Raw genomic sequence first — 12,479 nt, 5'->3', positions numbered from 1 at the left:
TGCGGTGAACGGACCGTACCGGACATATCTCACCGCAATTGTTATTGGAATAGGGGCATATATATGAAAAAGAAATTTTGGATTGCCGGCGCAGCGGCCTGTTTGCTGGCAGCCGGGGTACTTCTGCTCCCGCCGGAAACGGCTGCCGCGGGAACGCTTCCAGCCGGCATCAGAGTGGGGAACTTTGAACTGACCGGGATGACCGGGGAAGAAGCGGATCAGAAGATTGAGGAATATGTAGAAGAAATGTCGAACCAGGAGATTACTCTGACGATCGACGGGAATGAGATTACCACAACGGCGGAGGAACTAGGATTTTCCTGGACCAATAAAGAGGAGATTGAGGAAGCGGCCGAGAAATACGCCGGCGGCAACCTGCTGGAAAGATACTTAAATCTTAAGAGTCTTGAGAAACAGCCGCTCAAGCTGGAAATTGAGACCTCTGTGGACGCCGCAAAAGTGGCGGAATTTGTCGAAAGCAGATGCAGCGCCTTTGTAAGGGAAGCAAAGGATGCGGAGATTACGAGAGTGGACGGTGCGTTCCAGATCACGGATTCCGTGGTTGGTCTGGCCGTGGATGCAGATGCGACAAAGAAAGCGCTCGATGAGGCGATTAAAGGCGGACTGAACAGCCCTGTGACAGTGGCGGCGGTTGTAACCGAGACCCAGCCGGCGAGAAAGTCGGAAGATCTGGCTATGATCCAGGATGTGCTTGGAACATTCAGCACCAATTTCAGCACGGGCAATATTTCAAGATCCAAAAACCTGACGAACGGCTCGTCAAAGATCAACGGCGTCGTACTCATGCCGGGAGAAGAATTCTCAGCCTATACTCTTTTAACGCCGTTTACCATCGCCAACGGATACGCGGCTGCCGGTTCCTATGAGAACGGCCGTGTGGTTGATTCGATCGGCGGAGGCTCCTGCCAGCTCTGCACAACAATGTATAATGCGGCGCTTCAGGCCGAGATGGAGATTACGGACAGACAGAACCATTCTATGCTGGTAGCATATGTGAAACCGTCACAGGACGCCGCTATTGCCGGAACCATCAAGGATTTGAAGTTTAAAAACCCATACGATACGCCTGTCTATATCGAAGGCGGCGTAAGCGGCGGCACCTTGACATTTACAATCTATGGAAAAGAGACAAGACCGGCTAACCGCGAGGTGAAATACGTGTCGGAGACTCTGGGCACATCGGACCCGGGAGCGCCTACAATCAAGGTGGATCCGTCCCTGAGTCCGGGAGCAAAAGTTCTTGAGCAGTCCGCTCACAGAGGACTCCGTTCCAGATTGTGGAAATATGTTTATGTCGACGGAGTGGAGACAGAGAAAGAGATCCTCCACACCGATAGCTATATGGCATCGAAAGCAATTTACCGTGTAGGCCCTGAGGCGCCTGTGATCGCACCGGTTGTACCGACAACGCCGGAGCAGCCGGCTGTTCCGGCCGAGACCCAGGCTCCGCCTTCCGGTCCGGCCTCCGACGGCCCTGCTTCCGAAATCGCGGCACCGCCGGCAGCGGAACCGGCTCCGGCCCCAGCGGCAGATCCGGCTCCGGCGCCTGCAGCAGATCCGGCGCCGCCGGCTCCGGATGCAGGAGCATGATGATGAGAGAGGGAATGACGGAAGTGTCCGGTGTTATGGAAACCGGGCAGGATCTGGTGGCTGCAGGGTACATAGCGCTAAAAGGTACGTCTGTAATTGCCGCTGAAAGAGAAGAAGAACTGCTTGCACGCTTTACAGCACAATACGTAAAGCGCTGCCAGAGCTTATATGAAATCCGGGGACTGTTTCAGCTCCCCGGTATTTCAGCTTCGGAAACAACTGAAGGTTTTGCAATTAAAGGTTTTGCAACTGAAGTTTCTGCAGCTCAGGTTTTTGAAAGCGCAGGAGCTGCGTCCTGGTGTCTGGCCGGAGAAGGCGGAATCATGACGGCGCTGTGGGACTATTTTGACGGATTCGGTCTGGGATTTGAGATGGAACTGCGCAGACTCCCAATCCTGCAGGAGACGGTGGAGGTTTGCGAGGTGTTCGACGTAAATCCGTACAGGCTGCAATCGGAGGGGTGCGCACTCCTCACGGCCGCAAACGGCGGCGCTCTGGTAAGCAAACTGGAGAAAAAGGGAATACATGCGGTAGTGCTCGGGAGGACGCAGACAGGAATTAAAAGGCAGATTTATAACGGCGATATACAGACATTCCTGGATCGGCCTAAACCCGATGAACTATATAAAGTGACTGTCCGCAGCACGGAGAAGGGCGAAAGCGCCGTGGAGGGCAGTGAAACGAAACTCAATTAACAGGAGGTAAACTATGAGAGAAAGAATTTTAGCGGTCATTGAAAAAAACAGCAAGATCAGCGTTAAAGAGCTGGCGGATTTATTAGGGGAGAATGAAGCCGCGGTCGCGGCCGAGATCGCTGAGATGGAGAGTGAGCATGTCATCTGTGGTTACCATACCCTGATTAATTGGGATAATACAGATGAAGAGAAGGTGATTGCTCTCATCGAGGTGAAGGTTACGCCTCAGCGCGAGATGGGATTTGACAAGATCGCAGAGAGAATCTACCAGTACAGCGAAGTGAAATCTGTATATCTTATGTCCGGCGGTTATGATTTTACCGTGATGCTTGAGGCGAAGACCATGAGGGCGGTAGCCCAGTTCGTGGCTGAAAAACTGTCTACAATAGACTCTGTGCTCAGCACGGCTACCCATTTTGTACTTAAAAAATATAAAGACCATGGCACCGTACTCTGCGACGGGCCCCAGGATGAAAGGATGATGATCGTACCGTGAGAAACCCCTTATCAGATACAATAGTGGATATTCCGCCTTCCGGGATCCGCAAATTTTTTGACGTAGTAAGTGAGATGAAGGGAGCAATCTCCCTTGGTGTGGGAGAGCCTGATTTTGACACTCCCTGGCACGTCCGTGAGGAGGGGATTTACTCCCTTGAGAAAGGACGTACCTTCTATACCTCCAATGCGGGCCTTAAAGAGCTGAAGGTGGAGATCTGTAATTACCTGAAGCGCCGCATGCATGTGGAGTATGATTTTAATAAAGAGGTGCTTGTAACTGTGGGCGGCAGCGAGGCCATCGATATTGCCCTGCGCGCCATGTTAAACCCGGGGGAGGAAGTCCTGATTCCCCAGCCCAGCTATGTATCCTATGTGCCTTGTGCCACGCTGGCAGGCGGCAAACCGGTCGTAATTGAACTGGAGGAAAAGGATCAGTTCAAGCTGACCAAAGAAAAACTGCTGGAGAAGATTACTCCGAATACGAAGGTGCTGATCCTTCCGTTCCCTAACAACCCTACGGGCGCTATCATGGAGAGGGAAGATTTAGAGGAGATTGCAAAAGTAATCGAGGAGAAGGACATTTTTGTCATCAGTGATGAACTGTATGCCGAGCTGACCTATAAGGGAGAACACGTATCCATCGCCGCGATCCCGGGAATGCGGGAGAGAACCGTTCTGATTAACGGATTTTCCAAGGCTTATGCCATGACGGGATGGAGGATCGGTTATGCTGCGGCGCCTGAGATAATTCTGACCCAGATGCTGAAAATTCATCAGTTTGCCATCATGTGTGCTCCGACTACCAGCCAGTATGCGGCGGTGGAAGCTCTGAAGAATGGTGATGAAGACATTGCCAGAATGAAGCAGGCATATGATGAGAGAAGAAAATATCTGATGCGCGCCTTTAAGGACCTGGGTATAGACTGTTTCGAACCGTACGGCGCATTCTATATGTTCCCGTGCATTAAGCGGTTTGGAATGACATCCGACGAGTTTGCCAACAGGCTCCTGCAGGAGGAGAAGATTGCCATCGTTCCGGGAACCGCATTCGGTGACTGCGGCGAGGGATATCTGCGTGTATCCTATGCCTATTCCCTGGAAGACCTTCAGAAGGCAATTGCGCGTATCAGGCGCTTTGTAGACAGACTGGACGGAAAGGCGGCGCAGTAACAGTGAACATTGTTTTATATGAACCTGAGATGCCGATGAATACGGGCAATATCGGGAGGAGCTGCGTGGCCACCAACACGCGGCTCCACCTGATTGAGCCGCTTGGATTCCGTCTCAGTGATAAAGAGATCAAGAGGGCGGGGCTGGATTACTGGCCCCATCTTGATGTGACGGTTTACAGCGATTATAAGGATTTCCTGGACCGCAATCCGGGAGCCAAGATTTATATGGCTACGACGAAAGCGCCGAATGTGTATTCCGATGTGAAATATGAACCGGACTGCTATATCATGTTCGGGCCGGAGAGCCGGGGAATCCCGGAGGACATTCTGGTGGAGAACCAGGAGACCTGCGTCAGAATTCCGATGTGGGGAGAAACACGTTCCCTGAACCTGTCTAATTCTGTGGCGATAATCCTTTACGAGGCGCTGAGACAGAATGGATTTGAGCAGATGACGATGGAAGGCCATCTGAGGAATTTTGACTGGAAATAAAGAACATTCCCGCCGGATACAAAGAACATTCCCACCGGAAACCGGAGGGAAAATAAAACTATTGTTTGACCATAGTAGAACACAGGAGGCAAGGATATGATTATACAGAGTGAAAGAGTCTGGGTGGCGGGGCAGTTTGCGCCGCTGCAGCTGGAAGTTCAGTCGGGTGTGATTCAGGGGATCCTGCCATATGGGACTCAGGAGGCGGATGAAGATTACGGCACAAACCGTATCGTCCCCGGCTTCATTGATGTACACACACACGGAGCCTACGGTTTTGACACAAACGACGCCGAACCGGCAGGTCTCAGGGACTGGGTCAGGAGAGTGCCGGAGGAGGGCGTGACGGCAATTCTGCCCACCACCGTTACCCAGATGCCGGAAATTCTTACGGCTGCTTTAAAGAATGTGGCCGAGGTGATGGAAGAAGGCTATGAGGGCGCCGAAATTCTGGGAATTCACTTTGAAGGGCCTTACCTGGATATGGAATATAAAGGAGCGCAGCCTCCGGAGGCAATTGCAGTTCCCTCCGCCGAGCAGTTCCGCGAATACCAGATGGCGGCAAAGGGGATGATTCGCTATATCACCCTGGCTCCGGAACACGATGAGGGACTGTCTTTGACTAAATATTGTGCCAAGACGGGGGTTGTTGTCAGCATTGGCCATTCTTCGGCAACCTATGAGGAGGCGTTACTGGCTATTGCAAACGGAGCGACATCCATGACCCATGTCTACAACGGAATGACGCCGTTTAACCACAGGGCTCCGGGACTCGCAGGCGCTGCCCTGCGTATCAGGGATATCTACGGTGAAATTATCTGTGACGGCTGTCACTCCCATCTGGCTGCATTAAATAATTACTTTACGGCCAAGGGAAGGGATTTTGCTATCATGATCACGGACTCCCTCCGGGTAAAATCATGTGAGCCGGGAGGACGCTACGACCTGGGCGGCCATGCGATTGAAGTGGGGAAAGACGGCCTGGCAAGGCTGAAAGAATCCGGAACAATCGCCGGAAGCACCCTGAAGATGAACCGGGGGCTGAAACTCCTTGTGGAAGAAGCTATGGTGCCGTTTGACGCAGCGCTCAACTCCTGCACGGTCAATCCGGCCAGATGCCTGCGGGTGGACGACAGAAAGGGCAGACTGGCAACGGGGTATGATGCGGATCTGGTGGTTCTGGGCGACGGTTATGAGGTGGTCCAGACGTACTGCAGGGGCGAAAAGCAGCTGCTGGGCTGACGCGGTGTGCAGACAGGCAGCGGAAATAGGTAGTGGAAACAAATCATTCGGATTACTGGTATATAGATAACAACTACAAAGCATGCGGTTAAATTCAGGATTCATAATGGGAATTTAGCCGCATGCTTTAACCATTTTCAGAAAGATCCAGACGAGTAAGAAGCCCGACCTGCGGAGGCTTATGTGTAACTGTGTTCTTTTTGTGAGTATAATCTGAAAAGGTAGTTGTCGGGTGACTTTGGGCTCTATCTGAGATTGCGTTGAGAATAAGGCGGAAATATGGTAATATATAGGTGAAATTATCAATAAATAAGAATATTTTAATAGAAGTTAGATGAAGAATTTTGTTGCAGTATTGAATGGTGGAAACAAAATAAAAAAGAAACAGAGTTGCTATCATGGCTGAATCGGGCGAACAGAGGTTTTAGTTTAATTAGGGGAGATAGGGAGGAAGCAAATGGAAATAACCGGACTGCAGATTGTATTCATACTTATAGCATTAGTGGAATGGATTTTCACGGAATCAACGACGATTGTGCGTGGATATCTGGCTGAGGGGTGGGAAATGCCGGCCGGGCTGGCATTTGCAAGATTTGTGGCTGTCCTTGGCATCCTGTTTGCTTATTACATCGGCGGACGCCTGATTTATCGAAAAAAGTCTGATGGCTCCCGGGCGAATGTACTGCGCAGCAGAGGAGTCCTGTGGGCTTTTCTTTTTTATGTCCCATACCTTGTCTATAGCTTTGCAGGAAATTTGATCTTTCTGTTTAGGGAAAAGGGGCGCGTAGAGGGAGTGGTGTTTTTTCTCGTAAATCTGCTGGTGTTTATTTGGCTGGGCATGAAGCTTTATAAAATGCCAAAGGAGCGGACGGAAACAAAAGAAGAAACGGAGACGGAAACAGATGAAACTTACTGATATCAAGGATTATTTGAATACACTGTTGGCATCTTTTTCGGCAGTTCTGGATCTGGAACTTACGATTCTGAGTTCGGACCCGCTGGAACGTGTTGCTGCAACGGGGGTCTGGTACCAGTCGGATCTTGTCTGCTATGAGAATAACCGCCTGATTCCCCAGTGGCAGAACAGCTACACCATGAAGGTCATTGAGACGGGGAAGCCGATTGTAGCGATTGATACAAAAGAGTTTGTGTTTGCGTTTCCCAATATGAGGAAAAATGTGGACAGCCGTTTTTATTCTGTTCTGGCTTACCCCATCAATACAAGGGAGAAACTGGAGGGCGTGATTGTCATTGCTTCTTTCGATGAAGAACAGCACCGGATTGTCGTGGAAAAAGAACAGCAGCTTATGGCTTATCTCGAGAAGATATCGGATCTGATTTCAAGCAAGCTGGAGCAGGAGATGCTGATGGAGCAGATGCAGATCATGAACAATCAGCTGACCTCAGTCGTCGAGGCGATGGAGGACGGGATACTTCTATACTCGCCGGCAGCAGGGATTTCCCAGAGTAATATGTATGTGCAGAAATATCTCCATTTCAACGATCATGAGCTAAAGGACGCTCTGCTGTCGGAGGTGATATCGGTGGCTTCGCGGACGACTGAGGAGCGGCCGAATCTGGTTCAGGAAATACATAAAAATATAGACGGTTTTCAGTATCTGCTTCAGATAAAGACGAAATTTATCCGGGACAGCGAGGGCAGCGTCCTCTGTATTATTAACCCGTTCTCTCAGATCCAGAACAGCATTACGCAGAATGAGAGGGAGGGGCTGGGGGTTGCGGAAAAGCTTATCTTTTCAGGGAAGAAGATGCGGATGCTTGTCAACCAGGCAAAAATTGCCGCACAGCACGCGTCTAATGTTCTGATCACAGGAGAAAGCGGAACCGGAAAGGAAATGTTCGCCCGCCTAATCCATTCGGAGAGCCCCAGAAAGGCCCATCCTTTTGTGGCGATGAACTGTGCGGCGATTCCGGAATCCTTAATGGAAAGTGAACTGTTCGGATATGAGGAGGGGGCCTTTACCGGGGCGAGGAAGGGCGGAAAAATTGGAAAAATCCAACTGGCAAACCATGGTACCTTTTTCCTGGATGAGATTGGAGACATGCCTCTGTATTTACAGGCGAAATTGCTCCGTGTCCTCAGTGAGAGAAAGGTGGATCGCATCGGAAGCAGTTCCAGCTCTCTGATCAATGTGGATGTGAGAATTATTGCCGCGACAAACCGGAATCTGGAAGAGATGATTGAGAGGAAGGAATTCAGAGAGGATTTATATTACCGCCTCAATGTTGTGCCGCTCCATCTTCCGCCGCTGCGGGAACGCCCGGATGATATTCCGTTTTTGATTCGGCATTTTATAGTCAAATACAATAAAATCCTTGAAAAGGAGATCCGGGCAGCTTCGGCTTCGGTCATGGAAAAGATGGTAAATTACCAATGGCCCGGCAACGTCAGAGAACTGGAAAACAGCATAGAATACATGATGACGTTTGAAAAAAGCCCGGTGCTGTCTCTGGAAGTGCTTCCTCAGAAAATCAGCGGTCTCAATAATGAGACTTCGCAAAGTTCTGAGCATTCCGAAGATAAAACAGCTTCTCGGCCGTTGAAGACTAGCATACGGCTTAAGGAACAGGAAATTCTGCAAAATTATGCAGACCGCTATGGAGGACATCCCACAAAGGAACAGGTGAGGGAGATCTGCAAATGCCTGGAAATCAGCGTGGCGTCATACTATCGGAAAATCGGAATCGGAACTATAAAATAACTATGAAATAAAAAATACTGCGAATTAGAAAAGACCGGAACATCTGACAAACGGATGTTCCGGTCTTTTTGTATTGAAAGCCGATGGCGAGACCTGAGCTTATGGAGGAGTAGTCTCAAATATAAGAATTGGTGTACGGGCATGGTCTTAAAATTGAGACCATACTTGATAGCCAGAAGAAAAACAATAAAATGATTTGGAATAATTGCATAATAATTACAAAACAAAACCCGATAATACTGTGCAAAGTTAACGATAAAGTTCACCTGAGACAGAGTTGGCATGCGAATTGCTTTAAGTAAGAGTAGTAACTAAATAAGTTATATTCTGAAAGGAGAAAGTATTATGCAGTACAAATTAAGAGACATGTCATGGAGTGATTTCGCAGAGAGAAGCAAAACAGCAAAAACAATTATTCTTCCATCGGGCGCCTGTGAGGTTTATGGCCCGCACAACCCGCTGGGAGCAGATATATTGGTTGCAAAGAAGATGTCGGAAATGCTGGCAGAGCGTATAAACGGAATTGTCGGTCCCTGTCTGGAGGTCGGCCAGTCCAAGAGCCTGACTTCTTTCCCGGGAACGATCGCAATTTCAGCGGAGACTCTGAAGGCCGTATACAGCGAGATGGTTGCAGAGTTTGTGCGTCTCGGTTTTAAAAGGTTTTTCATTGTAAATAATCACCTTCACAACACCCAGCCGTTAAATGAGGTTCTGGAAGACGCAAGAATCAAATATGGCATCAAATACGCACAGGTGGGAGTATGGCAGTATCTTCCGGCCGTTTCCGATAAGACCGGAATGTGGGATACACCGGCTCCTCATGCACATGCAAGCGAGGCGCAGACCTCTGTTCTGATGTACTTATACCCGGAACTGGTGGACATGTCCAAGGCTCCGAATACTCCAATGATGTTTGATGATAAATGGCCGGCAATTATGAAGAGCGTTCCGTACTGCAGCATGACCGACACGGGAACACTCGGCAACGCGCAGGTTGCCACTGCCGAAAAGGGCAGGGAAGCTGTGGAACTGATGCTGAACGAGATGGAAGACTGTGTGAGAAATTATCTTGAAAAATAAAAAATAAATGGGGGAGGTCCCTGAATCGGAACTCAAAGTTTGGACGGTTAAAATACGGTTTGGGGATTTTCCCTGAAGAAAAAGGAGAATTTGATATGAAAAAAGTACTTTCTATTGCATTAATGGCGGCATGTGCAGTGAATCTCTGCGCATGCGGAAGCAGCAGCGCCCCTGCTCAGACAACCCAGGCGGCGGCAGCTCCACAGGCGGCGGAACCTGGTGAAAGCGCGGCGGCAGACGGAAAAAGCTATGATAAGGTTTCTTTAAAGCTCAGCTATGCAACGGGCGATACGGGAATGGACGGTCTTACCGCAATTGAGTTTGAGCGTCTGGTTGAGGAAAAGAGCGGCGGACAGGTGCAGATTGACCGATTCCCCAACTGCCAGTTAAGCGGCGGAGATATGGTGCGCCATGTAGAAATGATGATATCAGGCGGAGCATTCGAGCTCGCTATTATCAGTGAGAACTCTTTCTCCGATGTGGATCAGACCTTCCAGGTAACTTCGATCCCGTTTACCTTTGCAAACTATGATCAGGCATGGGAAAAGGCTGATTCCACCGGCGGCGAATTCAGCAAAAACCTGTTTTCCAAATATGGAGTTGTCTATTTAAGCACGTTCCCCAACGGTATCATGCAGTTTGCAAATAATAAGCGCGAGCTTCATACACCGGCTGATATGGTGAATTTAAAAATGCGTACCTACGGTGATCTTCAGATGTCCCTGATGCGTTCTCTCGGGGCAGATCCGACGCAGTTAAGCTGGTCCGAACTTTACTCTGCGTTACAGACCGGAGCGGTAGACGGAAACATGAACGGTTATCAGACATTGTACTCCGGTTCCATGCACGAGGTACAGCCGTACATAACCGAGGTCAATGCAACACTTGGACTTTATGATTTCCTTGCGAACCAGGCTGCATGGGAGAAACTGAGCCCGGATACACAGGTTCTCCTCCAGGAGTGCGCAACCGAAGCGGCAAAGTGGGGACGTGATTATATGAGCAAGACGGAAGCGGAAGTCAAACAGGCTATGACGGACTATGGCGTAAACATTTACGTTCCGACCGCAGAAGAGTTAGAGGCATTCAAAGAGGGCGCTGCACCGACCATCGAAGAGTACAAAAAGATCGTTGGACCGGAAGCATGCGCAGCCTGGGGAGTTGAATAAAAAATAGATGAAGGGGACTCTATGAAAAAAAATTCAATTAATTTTGAATCGGTTATTACTACGATTGTAATGCTTACCATGCTTACATTAGTTTTCCTGGGTGTCATTTCCCGGTATGTGCTCCACTTCTCATTTTCATTTACAGAAGAGCTTGTCTGCGCGATGTTTGTTCTGCTTTCCACAATGGGAGGCGCTCTGGCAAGTAAAGAGAACAGCCATTATACACTGGATCTGATTACCGGGATGATGAAGCCGGGAATGAAGACAGTATTTTTAATCATAGATACGGGGCTTACCTGTGTAGCGGCTGCCGTATTAATGTATACAGGGATTACTATGGTACAGAGCCAGATGAAGATCGGCAGCCTGTCGATTGCCCTTAAGATTCCAAACTGGGTATATGGTTCTTTTGTACCCCTTGGCCTGGCTTTTATTCTGTTCCGCAGCATTCAGTTTATGGTCAGGGTATATAAAAATACAGAGGAGGAAGAGAAATGACAGCAGTAATTATGCTGGGGGTATTCTCCCTCTGCGTTATCATCGGCGCGCCGATTGGAACGGCCATGTGCCTTTCCAGCGTTTCCGCGCTGCTTACTTCGGGAATGGGCCTTTCTATGGTACCGTTCAACTACTATGCATCAATCAGTAAATTCCTGCTCCTTGCCATTCCGTTTTTTATCTTAGCGGGAAACATCATGGAAAAAGCCGGAATTTCCACCAAGCTGATTACATTTGCCCAGTCTTTTGTCGGACATATTAACGGAGGGCTGGCTCTGGTATGCGTACTGGTAGCCTGTTTCTTCGCGGCGATTTCCGGTTCGGGTCCCGCCACGGTGGCGGCTCTCGGCGGAATCATTATTCCGGCTATGACGGCCGTCGGATACTCGAAGGGGGATGCATCGGCGCTGATGGCCACGGCCGGAGGCATCGGAATTATCATACCGCCGTCGATTTCCTTCGTTGTTTACAGCTCCATTGCAAATGTATCGGTGGGCACATTGTTCATGGCCGGTATTATTCCCGGACTTTTAATGGGATTTTCCCTGTTTGCGGCATCCATGTGGGTGACGCGTAAAAGCAGCCTTCTGCGCGCTCCGAAAGCAAGCGCGGCGGAACGCTGGAAAGCATTTAAGGATGCGTTCTGGGGATTGATGATGCCCGTTATCATCCTGGGCGGAATTTACGGCGGAATCTTTACACCGACCGAAGCTGCCGCCGTTGCGGCTGTATATGGCCTTTTAGTTGGAGTATTTATCTACAGGACACTGCGGGTTAAAGAATTAGTGGCAATCGTCGTGGATTCAGGAAAGCAGACCGGCGCGGTTATGTGGACGGTCGGCAATGCGGCTTTAATGAGCTGGGTGCTGTCGGTTTCGGGTATTTCCAATGCACTGTCCAATTTTGTTGTCCAGATTTCAGGAGGACACACGGTGATCTTCCTGATTGTTGTAAATATTGTTATACTGATTGCAGGATGCTTTATTGACGGCAATTCGATTATGTACATTTTCGTTCCGATTTTCCTGCCGGTTGCTTTACAGCTTGGCTATAACCCGGTGGTTCTCGGTGTTGTGCTGGTTATGAACGTTGCCATCGGTATGGTTACACCGCCGGTTGGCTGTAACCTGTATGTGGCCTGCGGTGTCTCAGGAATCCAGGTTAAAGATATTGTAAAACCGGTTATCCCGTACATAGTTGCAAGTGTCATTACGCTTTTATTAGTAACCTATATTCCTCAGATTACACTTTTTCTGCCCAGGATTCTGGGACAGATCAGTTAGCCTGAAACAAACATAA

General features: G+C 49.4%; 12 protein-coding genes. All 12 read left to right on the top strand.

The window, feature by feature from the left end:
* Window positions 1–63: 63 nt before the first annotated feature.
* The 12 genes from EJL91_RS06470 to EJL91_RS06415 all read left to right on the top strand — a co-directional run bounded on the left by EJL91_RS06470 (window position 64) and on the right by EJL91_RS06415 (window position 12,463).
* A complete protein-coding gene (locus EJL91_RS06470; RefSeq protein ID WP_125141166.1) occupies window positions 64–1,611 on the top strand; it encodes a VanW family protein in 1,548 nt (515 codons plus the stop codon).
* Window positions 1,608–2,306 carry an AIR synthase family protein gene (locus EJL91_RS06465; protein ID WP_243125256.1) on the top strand — a complete coding sequence of 233 codons (699 nt, stop codon included), beginning with the start codon at window positions 1,608–1,610 and terminating at the stop codon, window positions 2,304–2,306. The genes EJL91_RS06470 and EJL91_RS06465 overlap by 4 nt, the downstream gene beginning before the upstream one ends.
* A 13-nt stretch (window positions 2,307–2,319) precedes the next feature.
* A complete protein-coding gene (locus EJL91_RS06460) occupies window positions 2,320–2,802 on the top strand; it encodes an Lrp/AsnC family transcriptional regulator (protein ID WP_125141165.1) in 483 nt (160 codons plus the stop codon).
* Window positions 2,799–3,974: an aminotransferase class I/II-fold pyridoxal phosphate-dependent enzyme gene (locus tag EJL91_RS06455; protein WP_125141164.1), complete on the top strand. Its 1,176-nt coding sequence runs from the start codon at window positions 2,799–2,801 to the stop codon at window positions 3,972–3,974. The genes EJL91_RS06460 and EJL91_RS06455 overlap by 4 nt, the downstream gene beginning before the upstream one ends.
* Window positions 3,975–3,976: 2 nt before the next feature.
* On the top strand, window positions 3,977–4,468 hold the full coding sequence (locus EJL91_RS06450) for a tRNA (cytidine(34)-2'-O)-methyltransferase (protein ID WP_125141163.1): 492 nt from the start codon (window positions 3,977–3,979) through the stop codon (window positions 4,466–4,468).
* 96 nt (window positions 4,469–4,564) lie between these two features.
* On the top strand, window positions 4,565–5,710 hold the full coding sequence (gene nagA, locus EJL91_RS06445; protein ID WP_125141162.1) for an N-acetylglucosamine-6-phosphate deacetylase: 1,146 nt from the start codon (window positions 4,565–4,567) through the stop codon (window positions 5,708–5,710).
* Window positions 5,711–6,167: 457 nt separating this feature from the next.
* Window positions 6,168–6,626 (top strand): hypothetical protein, encoded by a 459-nt coding sequence (locus tag EJL91_RS06440; RefSeq protein ID WP_243125255.1) that lies wholly within the window; start codon window positions 6,168–6,170, stop codon window positions 6,624–6,626.
* Window positions 6,613–8,433, top strand: coding sequence for a sigma 54-interacting transcriptional regulator (locus EJL91_RS06435; RefSeq protein ID WP_125141161.1), 1,821 nt, complete (start codon window positions 6,613–6,615; stop codon window positions 8,431–8,433). The genes EJL91_RS06440 and EJL91_RS06435 overlap by 14 nt, the downstream gene beginning before the upstream one ends.
* Window positions 8,434–8,778: 345 nt before the next feature.
* The gene (locus tag EJL91_RS06430; RefSeq protein ID WP_125141160.1) at window positions 8,779–9,513 is read left to right on the top strand and encodes a creatininase family protein; all 735 of its coding nucleotides are present in this window, start codon (window positions 8,779–8,781) and stop codon (window positions 9,511–9,513) included.
* 95 nt (window positions 9,514–9,608) lie between these two features.
* Window positions 9,609–10,682 carry a TRAP transporter substrate-binding protein gene (locus EJL91_RS06425; protein ID WP_125141159.1) on the top strand — a complete coding sequence of 358 codons (1,074 nt, stop codon included), beginning with the start codon at window positions 9,609–9,611 and terminating at the stop codon, window positions 10,680–10,682.
* Between the two features lie 21 nt (window positions 10,683–10,703).
* A complete protein-coding gene (locus tag EJL91_RS06420) occupies window positions 10,704–11,180 on the top strand; it encodes a TRAP transporter small permease (protein ID WP_243125254.1) in 477 nt (158 codons plus the stop codon).
* Entirely contained in the window at window positions 11,177–12,463 is a 1,287-nt protein-coding gene (locus EJL91_RS06415) for a TRAP transporter large permease (protein WP_125141157.1), read from the top strand. The genes EJL91_RS06420 and EJL91_RS06415 overlap by 4 nt, the downstream gene beginning before the upstream one ends.
* Window positions 12,464–12,479 lie beyond the last annotated feature (16 nt).

It is taken from the genome of Clostridium transplantifaecale, from assembly GCF_900626075.1.
In the GTDB taxonomy this organism is placed as follows: domain Bacteria; phylum Bacillota; class Clostridia; order Lachnospirales; family Lachnospiraceae; genus Otoolea; species Otoolea transplantifaecalis.
This window is presented reverse-complemented; position numbering and strand designations above follow the sequence as displayed.